The organism is Amorphus suaedae, assembly GCF_053629675.1.
Genome location: NZ_JBRJIT010000002.1, coordinates 29,856 through 48,112 on the forward strand (window position 1 = coordinate 29,856; position 18,257 = coordinate 48,112).

Genomic DNA, 18,257 nt, shown 5'->3' on the forward strand with positions numbered 1-18,257 from the left:
CCCCGGCAGAGGGGCCTCCGACGCCGTCTGGCCGGGTGAGCGGCACGCCCGGCGCGTGCGCATTCCGGTCTTGTCTTCCTTCCGTGTGCGGAATGATCTAGGGATCACGCCGCTCAAGCCCGTGCCGGGCCGGGAGGGGGAAGAGATGACGCAGCACGGCCGGAAGATCGCGGTGATCGGCCTCGGCTACGTGGGGCTGCCGGTGGCGGTGGCGCTGGCGAAATCCGGCGCGCCGGTTGTCGGCTTCGACATCAGCGCCCGCCGCGTCGAGGAGCTTCGGTCCGGCCACGACCACACCCGCGAGGTCGACGAGCGCGACCTCGTCGAGGCGGGCATCTCCTTCTCCAGCGATCCGGACGCGCTGAAGGGCTCCGACTTCTTCATCGTGACGGTGCCGACGCCCATCGATGCCGCGCGGCGGCCGGACATGGGGGCGGTGATGGCGGCAAGCGCGACGGTGGGCGCGGCGCTTTCTCCCGGCGCGATCGTCGTCTACGAATCCACCGTCTACCCCGGCGCCACCGAGGAAGACTGCGTGCCCGTGCTGGAACGCACGTCGGGGCTCGTGTGCGGCCGGGATTTCACGGTCGGCTACTCGCCGGAGCGCATCAATCCGGGCGACCGGGAGCATCGGCTGGAAACCATCGTGAAGGTGGTCGCCGGGCAGGATGCGCGCACCCTCGACGTGGTCGCGGAGGTCTATGGCTCCGTGGTGCAGGCCGGCATCCACCGCGCGCCGTCGATCCGGGTCGCGGAGGCGGCGAAGGTCATCGAGAACGCCCAGCGCGACCTGAACATCGCCTTCATGAACGAGCTGTCCGACATTTTCGGCCGGATGGACATCGACACCTACGACGTTCTCGCCGCGGCCGGCACGAAGTGGAACTTCCTGCGCTTCACGCCCGGTCTGGTCGGCGGCCACTGCATCAGCGTCGATCCCTACTACCTGACCCACAAGGCGCAGATGGCCGGGCTGCATCCCGAGGTGATCCTTGCCGGGCGGCGGACCAACGACGACGTCGGGGCCCGCATCGCGCGCACCGGCGTGCGGCTGATCAACAGCGGCGGCCGGCCGGGCCGGCGCGTCACCGTCCTGGGCATCACGTTCAAGGAGAACGTGCCGGATATCCGCAACTCCAAGGTCGTCGACGTAATCCGCGAACTGCAGGCCTTCGGGATGGACGTAGCGGTCTCCGACTGCATGGCGGACCCGGCCGAAGTGCGCCGGGAGTACGGCTTCGAGCTGGTCGACGAGGCCGATCTCGACCCCGCCGATGCGGTCATCCTGGCGGTCCCGCACCAAGCCTATCTCGAACGCGGCTGGCCATTCGTGGAGCGGCTGCTCGTCGAGGGCGGCGGCGTGGTGATGGACCTCAAGGCGCGCCTCGACCGGGACGCGAAACCCGACCAGGTTCGCCTCTGGCGGCCGTGAGTCGCTTCGTGCGACGCTGTGTGACAGAACGTTGACACGACGGCCGGGGTCGTTGATCCCGGTGGGTGTGCCGCGCCCATCGGTGCGCGCCGCCCCTTCTCCCCGCACACGCGCAGACAGGATCCGATGAAGGTACTCGTCACGGGCAGCGCCGGCTTCGTCGGCTTCCACACCGCCAAGCGTCTTCTCGAGCGCGGCGACAGCGTCGTCGGCTTCGACGTGGTCAACGACTACTACGATCCGGCGATCAAGGAAGCGCGGCTGGCCGTGCTGGAGGAGACGGCGGCCCGGACCAACGCCGAGTACGCCTTCGTGCGCGCGAACCTCGCCGATCGGGCGGCCGTGGAGTCCTGCTTCGAGACGCACGCGTTCGACCGCGTGATCCACCTCGCCGCCCAGGCCGGCGTGCGCTACAGCCTGGTCAATCCGCATGCCTACGTGGAATCCAACCTGATCGCCTTCACCAACATCCTGGAGGCCTGCCGCCACGCAGAGGTGGCGCATCTCACCTACGCGTCGACCTCCAGCGTCTATGGCGCCAACACCAAGATGCCGTTCTCCGAGCACGACGGCGTCGACCATCCGCTGCAGTTCTACGCCGCGACCAAGCGCGCCAACGAGCTGATGGCGCACGCCTACAGCCATCTCTATCGCATGCCGACCACGGGCCTGCGCTTCTTCACCGTCTATGGGCCGTGGGGCCGGCCCGACATGGCGCTGTTCATGTTCACCAAGAACATCCTCGCCGGCGAGCCGATCCCCGTGTTCAATCACGGCAACCACACCCGCGACTTCACCTACGTCGACGACATCGTCGAGGGGGTGATCCGGGTGAGCGATCAGGTGGCGGAGCCTGACCCGGACTGGGACGCCTCCGACCCGGATCCGCGTTCCTCCAACGCCCCGTTCCGGATCTTCAACATCGGCAACAACGCGCCGGTGAAGCTGTCGGCCTATATCGAGGCGATCGAGGATGCCGTCGGCAGGACCGCGATCAAGGACATGCTGCCCCTGCAGCCGGGGGACGTGCCGGACACCTATGCCGACGTGTCGGAACTGGAGAAGGCGGTCGACTACCGGCCGGCGACGCCGGTGAAGGATGGCGTTGCGGCCTTCGTGGCCTGGTACCGGGACTATTACGGCTGCTGATCGGGGGCCGGAAACAGCGTGGGCGAGCGTCCGCGCAGCCAGTAGGCCAACAGGCCCACCCACTCGTGGGCCGCGTCGTCGACGTTTCCGAGGCCGGCCGAGAGCATCGGAGTGATCCCCGGCCACTCGGTGCCGCGGGTGCGATAGTCCACCGGCCACGGAACGAGCCCCGTCCAACCGCTTGCCCGGAAGGCTCCGATCGTGCGCGGCATGTGCACGGCCGAGGTGACGATCAGCCACGTCTGGCCGGGCTGCGGGCGAAGCGCGTCATGGGCAAAGCGGGCGTTGTCCCAGGTGTCGACCGACCGGTGGTCGCCGATGATGCGGTCCTCGGCGATGCCGAAGCTCGTCAGCAGCTCCTTGCCAAGGGTCAGCTCCGTCATCCCCGGACGTCCGCGCGGTGCCCCGCCGCTGGCGATGAAGATCTTCGCGTCGGGGAATCGCGCGGCGAGATCCGGGATGGCGGTGAAGCGGTCTCCCGCTTCGCTGAGGGGGATCGGGCGCCCGTCGCTGACCAGTGTCGCATCGATCGATCCGCCAAGGATGATGATCCCGGTCGGCGGCGCGGTCACCTGCGGGCTTGGCGGAAAGCGCCGTTCGAGCGGGTATTGAAGCCCGATGCCGAGGGTCGTGTAGCCGCAGACGAGCAGGAGCACCGTCGCGAGCGTGACCGTGGCCGCGCCCAGCCGCCGGCCGCCGGCCAGAAGTCCGATCACTCCCAGCACCAGCAGCGTCGCCAGCGCGTTCGAGGGAAGGGTGAAGAAGCGCAGGATCGATTCAAGAATGGCGGGCACCGAGGCTCCCTCCGGCCGAGAGGACGTGGTCGAGGAGCGTCAGGATCGATCGCATGTCATGACCTCGGGTCGATTCGCGAGGACGTCATCGCGCGCCAGGCAAAGCATTTGCAGATCCCTCCCGCCGCTTCAATCCGGTCCGCCGACGTCGCGTGCGTGGCCCGTGAGGGCATCGCGCCGGCGTGGGCCCGGACCCGACGCCCGATCTGTTGTGCGGCGCGGATTGCTCTGCTAGAGCAGCCGTGCCCGGATCGACGCGAGTCGACCGGGACCGGACACGCTCTTCTTCTGGAGTTTGGAGGCATTTCCCGTCGCGCGGGCGAGCCTGCCGATCGGAAATGGCACCAGGGGCAGAGCCCGCTCGCCGCGGAAGTCGCGAGCCCTGCGCTTTCTCCAAGTATCTGTGTATGAAGCGGATCCGGGTCGGGCAGATGGCATCCGCCGGAAAATCGGCGTAGCTGCACGCCGTCCGATTGGAAGTCCGCCCGGGGGCCGGTGCGGGCGAGCGAAGGGGGGACCATGGCGAGACGGTTCCTGGTGACGGGCGGGGCGGGCTTCATCGGCTCCGCCGTCGTGCGCCATCTCCTGTCCGGCGACGGCCACGACGTGCTCGTCCTGGACAAGCTCACCTACGCCGGAACGCTGTCCTCGCTGGCTCCGGTGAGTGACCGGCCGGGCTACCGGTTCGTGAAGGCCGATATCGGGGACGGACCCCGGGTGCGCGACATCCTCGCGGACTTCCGGCCCGACATCGTCCTCAATCTCGCGGCCGAGACCCACGTCGACCGGTCGATCGATGGCCCTGCCGCCTTCGTGGACACCAACGTGGTGGGGACGTTCGTGCTGCTGCAGGAGGTGCTGCGCCACTGGCGGTGCCTCGATGCCGCCGCGCAGGCCCGCTTCCGCTTCCATCATGTGTCGACGGACGAGGTCTTCGGATCGCTCGGGACGCAGGGCCACTTCACGGAAGACAGCCCCTACAGCCCCAACTCGCCCTATTCGGCCTCGAAGGCCTCGGCCGATCACTTCGTGCGTGCCTGGCGGGAAACCTACGGGCTGCCGGCCATCATCACCAACTGCTCCAACAACTACGGCCCCTACCAGTTTCCGGAAAAACTGATCCCGCTGATGATCCTCAATGCGATCGAGGGAAAGGCGCTGCCCGTCTATGGCGCGGGCGAGAACGTCCGCGACTGGCTGTTCGTCGACGACCACGCGAGGGCCCTGGCGCTCGTCGCCACGGAAGGTGCCCCCGGGGATGTCTATGCCATCGGCGGCGGCAACGAGGTCCGCAACATCGATGTGGTCCGCACCGTCTGCGACCTCGTGGACCGGATGGTGCCGCGCCCGGACGGCGGCCGCCGGGCCGACCTGATAAGCTTCGTGCCGGACCGTCCGGGCCACGATCTGCGCTATGCGATCGATGCCGCCCGGATCGGCGCGTCGCTCGGCTGGAGCCCCTCGGAGAGCTTCGAGAGCGGGCTTGAAAAGACGGTCCGCTGGTATCTCGACAATCGCGCCTGGTGGGAGCCCCTCCGGGGTGCCTACCGGGGCGAGCGGCTCGGCGCTGCCCCTGTCGCCGCGTCCGCCGCGGTGGGGGGCGACTAGGATGGAGATCCTGCCGACCCCGATCGCGGACGTGAAGATCGTGCGGCCGCAACGCCATGGAGACAGCCGGGGGTTCTTCTCCGAGGTCTACCGCGCCGACGTGTTCCGGGAGGCTGGCCTGCCGGTCGACTGGGTGCAGGACAACCATTCCCTGTCGGCGGCAGAGGGGACCGTCCGCGGCCTGCATTTCCAGACGCCGCCGTTCGCGCAGGACAAGCTGGTGCGCGTGGTGCGCGGAGCGGTGCTCGACATCGCCGTCGACCTGCGGCGCTCGTCGCCGACCTTCGGACGGTTCGTCAGCCAGGAGCTGTCGGCCGAGAACTGGCTGCAGCTCTTCGTGCCGAAGGGCTTTGCCCATGGCTTCTGCACGCTGACGGCTGACGTGGAGGTCCTCTACAAGGTGACGGAACGCTACGCGCCCGACCACGATGCGGGGGTCGTCTGGAACGATCCGGACCTGGCCATCGCCTGGCCGGTGTCGGCGGAGCACGCGATCCTCTCCGACAAGGACCGCCGGTTGCCGCGCCTGGCGGATGTCGGGGCACCTTTCGAATGAGCGGGAGCCCGAGAATGCGGATCGCGGTCACGGGGCGAACCGGGCAGCTGGCTCAGGCGCTGCGCGAGCGGGGCGAGAGAGCGGGGGTGGACGTCGTCAGCGTCAGCCGGCCGGAGCTCGATCTTGCGGAGGCGGGGGCGCTCGCCGAGCTCTTCCGCGCGATCCGTCCCGACGCCATCGTGAACGCTGCCGCCCACACGGCGGTCGACAAGGCCGAGAGCGAGCCGGAGGTTGCCCGCGCGGTCAACGCCGAGGGCGCCCGGACCGTGGCGGAAGCCGCGCGCGAGCTCGGCGTGCCGGTCGTGCAGATGTCGACGGACTATGTGTTCGCGGGGACGCGTGACCGGCCCTACCGGGAGGACGATCGAACGGGGCCGCGCAGCGTCTACGGGGCGACGAAGCTGGAGGGGGAGGAGGCCGTGGCCGCCACCACCCCGGACCACATGATCGTCCGCACCTCCTGGGTCTACAGCCCGTTCGGCCATAACTTCGTGCGCACCATGCTGCGCCTGGGGGCCGAGCGCGACGAGGTCGCCGTCGTTGCCGATCAGATCGGCGCACCGACCTCGGCGCTGGACCTCGCCGACGGAATCCTTGCGGCTTGCGCCAACCTCGTGGCGTGGCCGGACGAGACCGCCCTGCGCGGGATCTTTCACCTGACGGCCGCCGGCGAAGCTTCCTGGGCGGAGGTTGCGGAGGCGACGTTTTCAGCCGCGGCGGCGCTCGGCGGGCCGACGGCGCGGGTTCGCAGGATCGCCACCGCCGACAATCCGAGGCCGGCCGAGCGGCCGGCGAACTCGCGTCTCGATACGTCGAAGATCGCGACGGCTCACGGGATCCGGCTCCCCGACTGGCACGCCTCGCTCGAGGCGTGCGTTGCGCGGATCCTGAAGGAAGGGGAAACCCGATGAAGGGGATCATTCTCGCCGGTGGCAGCGGCACGCGGCTCTATCCGATGACGTCGGTCGTCTCCAAGCAGCTGCTGCCGGTCTACAACAAGCCGATGATCTACTACCCCCTCACCACGCTGATGCTGGCGGGGCTGCGCGAGATCCTGATCATTTCGACGCCACAGGACCTGCCGCGCTTCGAGCAGCTTCTGGGCACCGGTGAACAGTGGGGCATCCGGCTCGCGTACGCCGTGCAGGCCCGGCCCGAGGGGCTCGCCCAGGCGCTGACGATCGGTGCGGACTTCCTGGCCGGCGGGCCGTGCGCGCTGGTGCTCGGCGACAACATCTTCTACGGCCACGGCCTTCCGGAGCTCCTGGCCGATGCCATTTCCGGTCTCGCCGGCGGCACCATCTTCGCCTACCAGGTCAGCGATCCGTCCCGGTACGGCGTGGTCGAGCTCGGGCCGGACGGGCGGGCGACCTCGATCGAGGAGAAGCCGGCGAGGCCGCGCACCAGCTGGGCCGTCACGGGGCTCTATCTCTACGACCGGGATGCCCCGGAGATCGCGCGCGGGCTTACGCCATCGGCGCGGGGCGAGCTCGAGATCACCGACGTCAACCGCGCCTACCTCGAGCGCGGCGACCTCTCCGTCCAGATGATGGGGCGGGGGTTTGCCTGGCTGGACACCGGGACACCGGAATCGCTGATGGAAGCGGCCGAATTCGTGCGCGCGCTGGAGCATCGCCAGGGCATGCGCATTGCCTGTCCCGAGGAGATTGCCTTCAATTCCGGATGGATCTCGGCCGACGACCTGGCCGAACTGGCGTCCGGCATCGGCAACAGCGACTATGGCAAGTATCTTCTGGGCATTCTGAACGCCAGGTAGGGGCGACGATACGGAGACTTCGTTGTTCCGACGACGAACTCGAAACCGTCAAATCCAAGAAACGAGCAATGGCAACAGACACTCCGCCGGTTCGCACGACCGCCTCCACCTCCCGCAGCTCGCTGGGCGTGCGCAAGCGCGTCCTGGTCACCGGAGGCGCCGGTTTCCTGGGATCGCATCTGTGCGACCGGCTGATCGCGGAGGGGGACGAGGTTCTCTGCGTCGACAACTTCTTCACCAGCGGCCGGCAGAACATCGAGCATCTGATCGGACACAAGCGCTTCGAGCTGATGCGGCACGACGTGACTTTCCCGCTCTATGTCGAGGTCGACCAGATCTACAACCTTGCCTGTCCCGCCTCGCCGATCCACTACCAGCATGATCCGGTGCAGACGACCAAGACCTCCGTCCACGGCGCCATCAACATGCTGGGGCTGGCGAAGCGGCTGCGCTGTCCGATCATGCAGGCCTCGACGAGCGAGGTGTACGGCGATCCGCGGGTGCATCCGCAGACCGAGGACTACTGGGGCAACGTCAACCCGATCGGACCGCGCTCGTGCTACGACGAGGGCAAGCGCTGCGCCGAGACGCTGTTCTTCGACTACCGGCGCCAGCATGGGATGGCGGTGAAGGTGGCCCGCATCTTCAACACCTACGGTCCCCGCATGCACCCCAACGACGGGCGCGTGGTCTCCAACTTCATCGTCCAGGCCCTGCGTGGCGAGGACATCACCATTTACGGCGACGGCGGTCAGACCCGCTCGTTCTGCTATGTCGACGACCTGATCGAGGGCTTCCTGCAACTGATGGAGACCGGCGACGATTTCACCGGGCCCGTCAATATCGGCAATCCGCGGGAGTTCACGATCAAGCAACTGGCGGAACTGGTGGTGGAGATGGTCGGCTCGGGCTCGAAGCTGATCGGCAAGCCGCTGCCGGCCGACGATCCGATGCAGCGCAAGCCCGACATCCGGCTCGCGAAAGAGGTGCTCGGATGGGAGCCGGTCACGCCGCTGGAAGACGGATTGAAGAAAACCATCGCCTATTTCGACGCGCTGCTGAGCGGAACGTTGGGGCGGGACGAGGTTGCGGAGACCGTGCAGTGACACATGACACTGGCCCTGCCGCAGGTTGGTTGCGGCGACCTCCGCTTGGGGCGCCCAGCCGCGAACCGGTCCGGGAACCGGCGACGGACGACAGGGCGAGGCTCACATGACGGACCAGGCGCAAGACCTTTACGTCCAGTACGGATGCGGGCTTTCCGTCGGGACGGGCTGGCTGAACTACGACAACTCCCCGACGTTGCGCCTGTCGCGCCTGCCGGGGCTCGCGCCAATGGTGCGGCGCGCGGGCGGGGTCGGATTCCCGGACGAGGTGCTCTACGGCGATATCTGCAACGGCCCGTTGACGGCCCCGGGGGCGTGTGCCGGCATCTACGCTTCGCATGTGCTGGAGCATCTCACCCTGGAAGATTTCAGGGCAGTGCTCCGCCACACCTACACCATGCTCAAACCGGGCGGGATCTTCCGGCTCATCGTGCCGGATCTGGAGGTGCTGGCGCGGCGCTACACCGACCTGCTCGCTCAGGGCGCGGACGAGGCCAACAGCGACTTCATGCGTTCCGCCTGCCTCGGTGACGAGGCGCGCCCGAAGGGGGTGGTCGGACGGCTGCGCAGCGTGTTCGGAAGTTCCAAGCATCGCTGGATGTGGGACGAGCCGTCGATGATCAGGGCGCTCGCCTCCGCAGGCTTCGTCGACATCCGGCGCTGCGCATTCAATGATTGCGAAGACCCGATGTTCAAGGCCGTGGAGGACCGGGGGCGCTTCGTCGACGAAGGAAGCGGGATGACGTCTCTCGCGATCGAATGCAGGCGCCCGACTTGACCGGTGGGGATCAGGCCTTGAGCCTTCGGAGCGACAGTGCGGCGGACAGCAGGCGGGCCCGTGGTGCCGGCGCAATGGATGCGTCCGCGTCGGCACGGCCGAAGGCGGGACGGCCGCTCAAGGTCGTCCTGATCTACCGGCAGCGCAGTCCTCAGGCCTTCAGCATCGAGGAACTGTTTCACGCCGTTGCCCAGGAACTCGGCTCCAAGGCGGAAATCGTCGAGTACGAGGCGGGGCCCCGAAGCCAGATCCTGGCCGACGCCATGCGATTGCGGCGGCTCGACGCCGATGTCTACCATGTGACCGGCGACATCACCTATCTCGCGCTGCTGCTGCCCCGGCGGAAGACGGTCGTCACCATCCACGATATCGGCAACTTCCTGTTCGGCCTCAGCGGCTTCAAGCGCTGGATCTACAAGTGGGTGTGGATGGTGCTGCCCATCCGCCATGCAGCGGTAGCAACTGTGGTCTCGGGCGAGACACGCGCCAACATCGAGCGGCATCTGGGTGTCCCGCGTGGGCGCCTCCGGGTCGTCGACAATTGCCACAGGGCGATGTTCCGGCCGGTTCCGCGCCCCTTCGCCGAGGCCTGCCCCGTGGTCCTGCAGGTGGGTACCCAGTCCTACAAGAATGTGCCGCGCCTCCTGGAGGCGCTGAGCGGGCTCCATGTGAGGCTGGTTCTGGTCGGAAAACTGGACGCGGCCCTGCAAGAGGCCGTTCAGCAGAGCGGACTCAGTGTCGAGAACCATGTGGGGATCACCAACGAGGCGCTCTACGACCTCTATGTGGGCTGCGACATCGTCTCCTTCGTCTCGATCGGCGAAGGGTTCGGTCTGCCGGTTATCGAGGGGCAGGCCGTCGGCCGACCGGTGATCACCGCCAACATTCCGCCGATGTCGGACGTTGCCGGAGAGGGCGCCTGCCTCGTTGATCCGCTCGACGTCCGGTCGATCCGCGCCGGCTTCGAGCGCATCCTGGCCGATCCCGACTATCGCCGCGATCTCGTGGAAGCCGGACACCGGAACGTTGCCCGCTTCTCGCCCGAGCGGATCGCTAGCGAGTACCTGGCGCTTTATCGGGAGGTCGCCCGCCCGTGACCGACAAGCCGATCTACGTTACCGAGCCGTTCCTGCCGCCGCTGGAGGACTTCATTCCCTACCTGGAGGACATCTGGGAGCGGAAATGGCTGACCAACAACGGCGCCTTTCACCAGCAGCTGGAAGCCGCGCTGTGCGGGTATCTGGGCGTCGAGCACGTGTCGCTCTTCACCAACGGCACCATCGCGCTGGTGACGGCCCTGCAGGCGCAGGGGGTGAGCGGGGAAGTCATCACCACCCCGTATTCGTTCGTCGCCACCGCCCATTCGCTGGTCTGGAACAACCTGACGCCGGTGTTCGTGGACATCGATCCGGAGACGATGAATCTCGATCCGGCGAAGATCGAGGCGGCCATCACGCCCCGGACGACCGCGATCCTGGCCGTGCATTGTTATGGAGTTCCCTGCGACGTGGTCGGCATCCGTCAGATCGCGGACGCCCACGGCCTGAAGGTCATCTATGATGCGGCTCACGCGTTCGGGGTCCGCTTTCGCGGCGAGGGGCTGATGCGCCACGGCGACCTTTCGGTGCTCAGCTTTCATGCCACGAAGGTGTTCAACACGTTCGAAGGCGGGGCCATCGTCTCGCCGGACGCGGCGACGAAGCAGCACATCGATTACCTGAAGAATTTCGGCTTCGCCGACGAGGTGACGGTGGTCGAGGTCGGCATCAACGGCAAGATGAACGAGGTTCAGGCCGCCATGGGCCTGTTGCAGCTCCGGTACGTGGACGCCGCCATCGCCCGCCGTCGGGAGATCCACGGCCGCTACTGCGAGGGACTGCGCGACATCGCGGGGATCTCGACCCGACCTGCACCGCCTGAGACCAACTACAACTATGCCTATTTCCCAATTCTGGTGGCGCCCGAGTACGGGCATACCCGGGACGCGCTCTACCAGCGCCTCAAGGAGGCCGGCATCTTCGGCCGTCGCTATTTCTACCCCCTCATCAGCACGATGCCGATGTATCGCGATCTGCCCTCGGCTGCGCCGGACAATCTGCCGGTGGCCACGCGCGTCGCCGACGAAGTGATCTGCCTGCCGATCTACCCGACGCTGGCGAACGCGGATCAGGACCGGGTGATCGCGGCGATCAGGGGGGCAGCCTGATGGGCTTCTATTCCCGGGAAGACCTCGAGATGCTCGGGCTCGCGCGCGTCGGGACGAACGTGCTGATTTCGCGCAAGGCCTCGCTCTACAATCCCGGAAAGATCTCCATCGGAAACAACGTCCGGATCGACGACTTCTGCGTGCTTTCGGCAGGGGAAGGCGGCATCGAGATCGGCAGCTACGTGCACGTTGCGGTCTATACGAGCCTGATCGGCGCCGGGAAGATCGACATCGGCGATTTCTGCAACTTGTCGTCGAGGGTGTCGATCTACTCCAGCAACGACGACTATTCGGGTCGGTCGATGACCAATCCGATGGTTTCCGATCGCTTCAAGAACGTTCAAAACGCCGCGGTGGTCCTGGAAAAGCACGTCATCGTGGGCTCGGGTTCCGTCGTGCTGCCTGGAGTGACGCTGCATGAAGGCGTTGCGATCGGGGCGCTCAGCCTGGTGAAACGGAGCTGCGATCCATTTGGGATCTACGCTGGCGAGAAGCGAATCGGAGAGCGCAGGCGCGATCTTCTCGATCTGGAAAAGGACCTGATCACGTCCGATGCGAGCAGCGATGACGGCGGCGACTAGAAGGCTCGTCTTCCTCAGCTCGATCGCCGTGCCGCACCAGATCAGGCTGTGCGAGGCGCTGCAGCCCTATTTCGATGCCGAGTTCTGGTTCTACGAAGCGCCCGATCGCACCAGAGGCACCTGGTGGCGCGTCGATCTCGGCGATCACTGCCGGGTTCTGGACGACGTGCGCTTCTTCAGCTCCGGACCGCTGGCGGAGAAGTATCTTGTGGGTGGACTGGCAAGGAAGCTCGAGGCCTTCGATCCGGATGTGGTGATGGTCGGCGGATTCTCCATTCCGGCCAACTATCTCGCCTATCGCTGGGCGCGGAAAAACGGCCGGAAGACCGTCGTCCTCACGGAGCGGTCCCGGGACAGGAGCGGGAAGCTGCGCACGCGGAGCGCCGGCTGGCGCGTGCTCCAGCATCTCTACCGCGACGTCGACATGGTGATGACCACGGCGGACGACATCGTCGACCAGTTCCGATCCGAGTTCCGCTTCGGTGACAAGGTCGTGGCCGGACGCTACGCGGTGGACATCGACGACTACGCCGACCATGCGCCGCGCACGGCGAGATCCGCCTACACCTACCTGTTCGCTAATCGCATGACGGAAATCTACAACCCCGTCGGTGCGATCGAGATCTTTTCCGCCATCCTGACGCGGCATCCGGGCTCCCGGCTGCTGATGAACGCGGCGGGAGAACTCGGCGAGCGGTGCCGTCAGAAGATCGCCGAACTGGACATCGGCTCCGCCGTGGAGTTCCTGACCGATATCGCAACGTGGGAAGACCTTCCGAAGATCTACGAACGCGCCGACATCCTCCTGCTGCCAGCCAGTTTCAGCAATGGCAATTTCACCATTCTGGAAGCCATGGCCTCGGGCATGGGGATCGTCATCAGCAACCGGGTGCTGGGTGTTGGCAAACTTGTCGAGGACGGCGTGAACGGCTTCAACTGCGAACCGACGACCCACGACTTTGTCGAGCGTGTCGAGCGCTATGTCGCGGATCCTGGACTGTTTGAGGAGCATGCACGCCTCAACCGGGAAATCGTCGCGCCTCTCGGCGCAGCCGGGACGGCCCGTCTGTATTTCGAAATACTTTCGGAAAGGGTTGGCTAGTGGGTTCTTTGCCGGGCCTTCGTCTCAGTACGGTGACTGACGTGAATCCTAATTCGCGCACAAGGCGTAGAATTCCAGCGGGTGTTGCGACTTGAGTGCAACAAGCCCGCTTTGGGCCCTTCTCGTCGTCTTGGCGGCCGTTGGGACGGCTGCTGCGTTTGGCGTGTTCAACGCCCAAGGATACGATCGTTCAAGAAACGTTCCGATTGATGGATTGAGAGGCCTTCTCGCGGTATTCGTATTCGTACATCATTCGAGCGTCTGGTTTTTCTTTCTAGAATCTTCGAGTTGGAATCTCCCGCCTTCTTCGCTTTATTCGCATCTTGGTCCGAGCAGCGTCGCGATCTTTTTTATGATAACAGCTTTTCTGTTCATACAAAAAATCATAGACTCACGCGAAGGGGGTGTCGACTGGGTTCGAGTGTACATCTCACGTATTGCCAGAATAATTCCTTTATTCGCCCTCACGGGAGTGTTAAGTGCGATTATCGTTGCTTACATTTCGGATGGAAGAAGTCTTTCCGGCGGAGTGGCGGCGAACATAAAAAGTATAATAGAGTGGTTTACCTTCGGTATTATTGGAATTCATGGCCCAAAGACAGATGTTGAAGGCTTACTAACTTCTAATATAATGGCATTTGTGACATGGTCATTGATTTATGAATGGTTTTTCTACTTCTCTTTGCCTGTTATCGCTATGGTTTTTGGGGTTAGGTCATCAATATTTCCGTTATTATTGGGGGCGCTTGGGCTTTATGGATTGTATCGTTTGAATGTTGATCTTCTGTTCCAGAAGTATTTTTTTGCCGGCGCTGTCGCGGTCTTTTTGGCCAAGTGGAGTGCCTATCGGCGCTTTTCATCTACCTTTCTGGCGTCATGCCTCATAATATTTTTTGCTGCGATATTGGTATACTTCGACATTGACACGTGGAGTGGTGCGTGGGGGCCGCTTCTGTTGTGTTTGGTGTTATCCACTGTCGCTAGTGGAAATAGTATCTTTGGGATATTGACAATTCGCCCCGCGATATTTTTGGGAGATATATCATTCAGCATATATATGTTGCACGGCATTGTCCTCTATATAGTCATAAATATATTTTTCGGAGCCGGGCGTTTTAGAAGTATGGGCCCCAACGAATATTGGTTGGTTGTTGTCATGATTACGCCCTTTCTTGTCGGCGTATGCTTTGTTTCGTATGTGCTAGTTGAACGTCCTTCCATGCGCTACGGAAAGAAATTCGGTTTGGTCGCAAGTGATTGGCTTCAATCCATTCGTCGACGCCAGCCGCGCCAGACGGAGGGCGAATGAACGGCGAGAAGATCTCCGTCTGCGTCCTGACCTACAATCACGAAGCGCTGATCCAGTCGACGCTTGCGACCGTCCTCGACCAGACTCTCGACGGCTTCGAGGTGATCGTCAGCGACGACTGCTCGACGGACGGGACCTATGCCCGGATTCTGGAAATGGCCGAGAAGGACCCGCGGATCCGGCCGGTGCAGACGCCTCACAACATGGGGATGCCGGGCAACGCCAATTTTGCGGTCTCGCTGTCCGAGCGGCCCTACATCGCGCTTCTGCACCACGACGATCTCTACCGGCGCGATCTTCTGGAGAAGTGGCTGGCGGTCGTCGAGACACACCCCGACGCGACGTTCGTCTTCAACGCCTACGGCGTCGAAGGCAGCGACTTTGTCTATTCCGTCGAGGTTCCGCCTGGCCGGGTCGATGGTCGATGGCTGCTCGACACGTTTCTGCTGCCGGGTTGGGGCTGTCCGGTCCGCGGTACTGCGATGATCCGGCGCTCGGAATGGGAGGCTGTTGGCGGGATGCGCGAACAGTTTGGCCTCCTCTCAGACATCGACATGTGGATGCGCCTCGCGATGCGCGGCTCGGTCGGCTATGTAGACGAGCCCGTCATCACGGTGCGTGAGCAGCGCCCGGACGACTATCCCGATACCTACAAGGGCAATGCCTTGGGGGCCTTCTGGAAGCGTCAGCGTTTTCTCTACGAGATCCATGCGGCGAACCGGCTGGCCCACTACGACCTCGGCACAGTCGGGGGACGGCTGGCCTGGTGGCGCTTCCGGCTTCGGTTGAGCAGGGAAACGGCGAAATGGCTCGCTTATGCCGTGGTGCGGCGCAAGCCAGTGCTGATTTCCACCAGCGCTGACGGCGCGACGGCCTATGACCTTCCGCCCCTTCGGCTGATCCGGGCGCTCCTCCAGGCGGCTGTGGGCGGCCGTGAAACGCGGAGAGCCTGATGGGAGTGACGCACCTTTTCCGACATCCCGAGGCGCACACCACCGCGCGCTATTTCGAAAGCGTGGCGCGCGCGGATCCCTCCGTCGAGCTTCGCGTCTGGACCGAGCGCCCGAACCTCGACGAGATTGCTGCCGATGATCTCTTCGTGTTCGTCGATCCCGCGCCCGACTGGCCGCTTGGCCTGGAAACGCTTCCGTGCCCGGCTATCGCCTACATCATCGACGTGCACCAGAACCTTTCCATTCGGCTCGACATGTCGCGGTTCTTCGACGCGGTCTTCATCGCCCAGAAGGACTATGTGTCCGCGTTCGAGGCGGTCGGCCACACCCAGGCTCATTGGTTGCCGCTCGCCTGCGATCCGAACGCGCATCACGTCCCGGCGCCCGAGCGCGATATCGACGTTGGCTTCGTCGGAAAGCTCGGCCTGGCGGGAACGGACCGGAACGCGACGCTCACGCGCGTCCTGCCTCGCTACACCACCAACGACTACAAGCGCTTCTATCCGCCGGAACAGATGGCGGCGCTCTACGGACGGTCCAAGATCGTGTTCAACGCCTCGATCAACGGCGACGTCAACATGCGGGTCTTCGAGGCGTGGGCCGCCGGCGCGCTGCTGGTGACGGACCGCATCGAAAACGGCTTTGCGGAGATCTTCGAGGATGGCGTCAACTGCGTTTGCTATTCCGGCGTCGAGGAAGCGATCGAGAAGATCGACTACTATCTGGCCCACGACGCCGAACGGGAGGCGATCGCCGCTGAGGGCCAGCGGGCAGCGGCGTCCCGGCACAGCTACCGGCATCGATGGGAGACGATGATGGCACTCGCTCGGCCAGCGATGGGCTGTGCGCCCGCGCGCGGCTACAGCCGCGGGGAACTTGGGAAGACCTACGCGCGAATCTTCTCGGCGATGCGCATGCCGTGGCGCATCCCGCAGGTTCTCGCGCGATACGGCGCCAGTCGGGCCTCCCTGGTCGAGCTTGGAATTGCCGGGGGGCGATGGGCGAACTGGAAGGTGCCGCTGACGCCGAATGCCCTTGCATACAAATTTCGCTCCCGGCGATAGATCGAAGCCATGCTCCCTCGTCGAAACGTCCTGATCCTTGGAGCCTCCGCCAGCATCGGAGGCGCGGTCGTCGATCGGTTCCTGGAACGGGGCGATCAGGTCGTTGGGACCTACAACCGCAAGCCCTTGGCCGCGCGCAACGGGATGGTGCCGGTCCAGGCGGATCTGACCTCGGCCACCGGTCGGGACCATCTTGTGGCCGCCCCGGCCCTTGGAGCTCCAATCGACGTGCTTGTGTCACTGGTCGGTATCCTGCCTGGAAAGGCACTCGGCGGTTATGACGACGAGCTCGTCGATCTTGTCATGGACGTGAACTTTTCTGCGGTGGCGAAGACGGTGCGCGGGTTCCTTCCAAAGATGGCGGACCGGTCCGTGATCCTTCTTCTCGGTTCGGTGTCAGGCGAGCGCGGCAGCTTCGATCCGATCTACGCGGCCAGCAAAGGAGCGCTGGCGGCATTCGCGAAGTCGTTGGCTGCATGGAGCGAAGGGCGCGTCCGGATCAATGTCGTCAGTCCGTCGCTGATCGAGAACAGCACCATGTACGAGGACATGGCTGCCGAGCGCCGGGCTCACCACGCCCGCATGAACCCGGACGGCGAACTCGTGCAGCCGGCAGATCTCGCGGGGATCATCTTCGATCTCACCCTGCCGCACTGGAAGCACGTGAACGGGGCCGTCATCCGCGTCAATGGAGGCAGCTATCTCTAGCTCCAGTCCGCGAGATATTGCCGTCATCGGATGCGGCATCTTCGGCGCCACCGCGGCCCTCCGACTGTCGGAAGCCGGCTACCGTGTGGATGTCTACGAGCGCAACGCCGCACCGCTCCAGGGCGCGTCTTTCAATAACCAGAACCGGCTTCATCTCGGTTTTCACTATCCGAGGGACCTCGAAACCGCGCGGCAGTGCGTCCGTGGCTTCACTCGCTTCGTGGAGACCTTTCCGGATTGCATTCTTGACGGCTTCCCGAATGGCTATTTCATCGCGCGCGACGGGTCGCAGACCACACCAGAGGACTATCTCGCCTTCTGTCGCGCTCTCGGCGTCCCCTTTACCGAAATCGATGTGGCTGCGTTTCCGGTCGAAGTGGCCAACGTAGCGCTGGGCGTCACGTGCGGCGAGTTCGTCTACGACTGTTCGATCCTTCGGGACCTGGTGATTGCGAGGCTGGCTGCCAGCTCCGTCCGGCTGCACGTGCAGACGCCTGTCATCGCGCTCGAACGGCTTTCCGACGGATCCATCGCGTGCACGACGTCACGAGGCGAGACGAGGACATATGCCGCAGTGGTCAACTGCGGCTATGCCGACATCAATCGGTTGACGGAAACGCTCGGGTTCGAGACCACCGAAAGCCAATACGAATACACGGCCGTGCCGATCATCGAAGCCGATTTCGAGACGGCGGGGGTCACCATCATGGACGGTCCCTTCATGACGGTCCTGCCGTTCGGAAAGTCCGGCCGGTATCTGCTTTATCACGTCAGACACACGGTCCTCGAAACGGCCGTGGGCCACCAGGTGCCCGAAGCGTGGCTCGTCCCTGAGACCTCTCCGTTCGCCCAGGCCGACCAGCAGGCACTCTACGAGCGCATGAGACAGGACTGCCTGCGCTTCGTGCCCGGGCTGCAGTCTGCGCGCCTCGTCGGGTTCCTCAAGGGGCCGCGAATGGTGCTCGCGAAGCGCGACGATACCGACGCGCGACCGTCGATCGTCAATGCCCTCGCGTCGAACTACCTGACCGTGTTCTCTGGCAAGATCGACCATTGCATGTGGGTCGCGGACGACGTGGTCGGCTACATCCAGGCCCATTTCGATCATGGCGTCTGAGCCCGCCCCGGGGGATT

The 18,257-nt window shown here is 64.7% G+C and carries 18 protein-coding genes; 17 read left to right on the forward strand and 1 reads right to left on the reverse strand.

The features are described 5' to 3' along the window. Positions 1-145 precede the first annotated feature (145 nt). Complete coding sequence (locus AB7M35_RS13865) at positions 146-1,432, forward strand: nucleotide sugar dehydrogenase (RefSeq protein ID WP_453960776.1); 1,287 nt, start codon at positions 146-148, stop codon at positions 1,430-1,432. A 126-nt stretch (positions 1,433-1,558) separates the two neighbouring features. Continuing rightward, the gene (locus AB7M35_RS13870) at positions 1,559-2,581 is read left to right on the forward strand and encodes an NAD-dependent epimerase (RefSeq protein ID WP_453960777.1); all 1,023 of its coding nucleotides are present in this window, start codon (positions 1,559-1,561) and stop codon (positions 2,579-2,581) included. Here AB7M35_RS13870 and AB7M35_RS13875 read toward each other — a convergent pair. After that, positions 2,569-3,375 (reverse strand): YdcF family protein, encoded by an 807-nt coding sequence (locus AB7M35_RS13875; RefSeq protein WP_453960778.1) that lies wholly within the window; start codon positions 3,373-3,375, stop codon positions 2,569-2,571. The two genes, AB7M35_RS13870 and AB7M35_RS13875, sit on opposite strands and share 13 nt — an antisense overlap. A gap of 519 nt (positions 3,376-3,894) precedes the next feature. Here AB7M35_RS13875 and rfbB point away from each other — a divergent pair. The 15 genes from rfbB (at position 3,895) to AB7M35_RS13950 (ending at position 18,240) form a co-directional block, all read left to right on the forward strand. Next, on the forward strand, positions 3,895-4,983 hold the full coding sequence (gene rfbB, locus AB7M35_RS13880) for a dTDP-glucose 4,6-dehydratase (RefSeq protein ID WP_453960779.1): 1,089 nt from the start codon (positions 3,895-3,897) through the stop codon (positions 4,981-4,983). 1 nt (position 4,984) lies between these two features. After that, positions 4,985-5,539, forward strand: a complete 555-nt coding sequence (gene rfbC / locus AB7M35_RS13885) for a dTDP-4-dehydrorhamnose 3,5-epimerase (RefSeq protein ID WP_453960780.1) — start codon at positions 4,985-4,987, stop codon at positions 5,537-5,539. Positions 5,540-5,553: 14 nt separating this feature from the next. Then, positions 5,554-6,450 (forward strand): dTDP-4-dehydrorhamnose reductase, encoded by an 897-nt coding sequence (gene rfbD, locus AB7M35_RS13890; protein ID WP_453960782.1) that lies wholly within the window; start codon positions 5,554-5,556, stop codon positions 6,448-6,450. After that, the gene (rfbA, locus tag AB7M35_RS13895; RefSeq protein WP_453960783.1) at positions 6,447-7,316 is read left to right on the forward strand and encodes a glucose-1-phosphate thymidylyltransferase RfbA; all 870 of its coding nucleotides are present in this window, start codon (positions 6,447-6,449) and stop codon (positions 7,314-7,316) included. Before rfbD ends, rfbA begins: the two co-directional genes overlap by 4 nt. A gap of 68 nt (positions 7,317-7,384) precedes the next feature. Continuing rightward, on the forward strand, positions 7,385-8,422 hold the full coding sequence (locus AB7M35_RS13900) for a UDP-glucuronic acid decarboxylase family protein (protein WP_453960785.1): 1,038 nt from the start codon (positions 7,385-7,387) through the stop codon (positions 8,420-8,422). A gap of 106 nt (positions 8,423-8,528) precedes the next feature. Further along, positions 8,529-9,200: a class I SAM-dependent methyltransferase gene (locus AB7M35_RS13905; protein ID WP_453960787.1), complete on the forward strand. Its 672-nt coding sequence runs from the start codon at positions 8,529-8,531 to the stop codon at positions 9,198-9,200. Positions 9,201-9,274: 74 nt separating this feature from the next. Further along, positions 9,275-10,297: a glycosyltransferase family 4 protein gene (locus AB7M35_RS13910; protein ID WP_453960789.1), complete on the forward strand. Its 1,023-nt coding sequence runs from the start codon at positions 9,275-9,277 to the stop codon at positions 10,295-10,297. Then, positions 10,294-11,406, forward strand: coding sequence for a DegT/DnrJ/EryC1/StrS family aminotransferase (locus AB7M35_RS13915; RefSeq protein ID WP_453960790.1), 1,113 nt, complete (start codon positions 10,294-10,296; stop codon positions 11,404-11,406). The genes AB7M35_RS13910 and AB7M35_RS13915 overlap by 4 nt, the downstream gene beginning before the upstream one ends. A gap of 29 nt (positions 11,407-11,435) precedes the next feature. Further along, positions 11,436-11,987 (forward strand): acyltransferase, encoded by a 552-nt coding sequence (locus AB7M35_RS13920; protein WP_453960792.1) that lies wholly within the window; start codon positions 11,436-11,438, stop codon positions 11,985-11,987. After that, positions 11,971-13,089 carry a glycosyltransferase family 4 protein gene (locus AB7M35_RS13925; RefSeq protein ID WP_453960794.1) on the forward strand — a complete coding sequence of 373 codons (1,119 nt, stop codon included), beginning with the start codon at positions 11,971-11,973 and terminating at the stop codon, positions 13,087-13,089. Before AB7M35_RS13920 ends, AB7M35_RS13925 begins: the two co-directional genes overlap by 17 nt. A gap of 91 nt (positions 13,090-13,180) precedes the next feature. Beyond that, a complete protein-coding gene (locus AB7M35_RS13930) occupies positions 13,181-14,398 on the forward strand; it encodes an acyltransferase family protein (RefSeq protein ID WP_453960796.1) in 1,218 nt (405 codons plus the stop codon). Next, positions 14,395-15,351 (forward strand): glycosyltransferase family 2 protein, encoded by a 957-nt coding sequence (locus AB7M35_RS13935; protein WP_453960798.1) that lies wholly within the window; start codon positions 14,395-14,397, stop codon positions 15,349-15,351. The genes AB7M35_RS13930 and AB7M35_RS13935 overlap by 4 nt, the downstream gene beginning before the upstream one ends. Before the next feature lie 62 nt (positions 15,352-15,413). Continuing rightward, a complete protein-coding gene (locus AB7M35_RS13940) occupies positions 15,414-16,415 on the forward strand; it encodes a CgeB family protein (protein ID WP_453960799.1) in 1,002 nt (333 codons plus the stop codon). Between the two features lie 9 nt (positions 16,416-16,424). Then, positions 16,425-17,123, forward strand: a complete 699-nt coding sequence (locus AB7M35_RS13945; RefSeq protein WP_453960800.1) for an SDR family NAD(P)-dependent oxidoreductase — start codon at positions 16,425-16,427, stop codon at positions 17,121-17,123. Further along, positions 17,104-18,240: an FAD-dependent oxidoreductase gene (locus AB7M35_RS13950; protein WP_453960802.1), complete on the forward strand. Its 1,137-nt coding sequence runs from the start codon at positions 17,104-17,106 to the stop codon at positions 18,238-18,240. The genes AB7M35_RS13945 and AB7M35_RS13950 overlap by 20 nt, the downstream gene beginning before the upstream one ends. The last annotated feature ends 17 nt before the right edge of the window (positions 18,241-18,257 follow it).

What these genes read in the sequence shown, in the direction of transcription:
- AB7M35_RS13865 (WP_453960776.1), top strand. Translation starts at nt 146, where the DNA reads ATGACGCAGCACGGCCGGAAGATCGCGGTGATCGGCCTCGGCTACGTG.
- AB7M35_RS13870 (WP_453960777.1), top strand. Translation starts at nt 1,559, where the DNA reads ATGAAGGTACTCGTCACGGGCAGCGCCGGCTTCGTCGGCTTCCACACC.
- rfbB (WP_453960779.1), top strand. Translation starts at nt 3,895, where the DNA reads ATGGCGAGACGGTTCCTGGTGACGGGCGGGGCGGGCTTCATCGGCTCC.
- rfbC (WP_453960780.1), top strand. Translation starts at nt 4,985, where the DNA reads ATGGAGATCCTGCCGACCCCGATCGCGGACGTGAAGATCGTGCGGCCG.
- rfbD (WP_453960782.1), top strand. Translation starts at nt 5,554, where the DNA reads ATGCGGATCGCGGTCACGGGGCGAACCGGGCAGCTGGCTCAGGCGCTG.
- rfbA (WP_453960783.1), top strand. Translation starts at nt 6,447, where the DNA reads ATGAAGGGGATCATTCTCGCCGGTGGCAGCGGCACGCGGCTCTATCCG.
- AB7M35_RS13900 (WP_453960785.1), top strand. Translation starts at nt 7,385, where the DNA reads ATGGCAACAGACACTCCGCCGGTTCGCACGACCGCCTCCACCTCCCGC.
- AB7M35_RS13905 (WP_453960787.1), top strand. Translation starts at nt 8,529, where the DNA reads ATGACGGACCAGGCGCAAGACCTTTACGTCCAGTACGGATGCGGGCTT.
- AB7M35_RS13910 (WP_453960789.1), top strand. Translation starts at nt 9,275, where the DNA reads ATGGATGCGTCCGCGTCGGCACGGCCGAAGGCGGGACGGCCGCTCAAG.
- AB7M35_RS13920 (WP_453960792.1), top strand. Translation starts at nt 11,436, where the DNA reads ATGCTCGGGCTCGCGCGCGTCGGGACGAACGTGCTGATTTCGCGCAAG.
- AB7M35_RS13925 (WP_453960794.1), top strand. Translation starts at nt 11,971, where the DNA reads ATGACGGCGGCGACTAGAAGGCTCGTCTTCCTCAGCTCGATCGCCGTG.
- AB7M35_RS13935 (WP_453960798.1), top strand. Translation starts at nt 14,395, where the DNA reads ATGAACGGCGAGAAGATCTCCGTCTGCGTCCTGACCTACAATCACGAA.
- AB7M35_RS13945 (WP_453960800.1), top strand. Translation starts at nt 16,425, where the DNA reads ATGCTCCCTCGTCGAAACGTCCTGATCCTTGGAGCCTCCGCCAGCATC.
- AB7M35_RS13950 (WP_453960802.1), top strand. Translation starts at nt 17,104, where the DNA reads ATGGAGGCAGCTATCTCTAGCTCCAGTCCGCGAGATATTGCCGTCATC.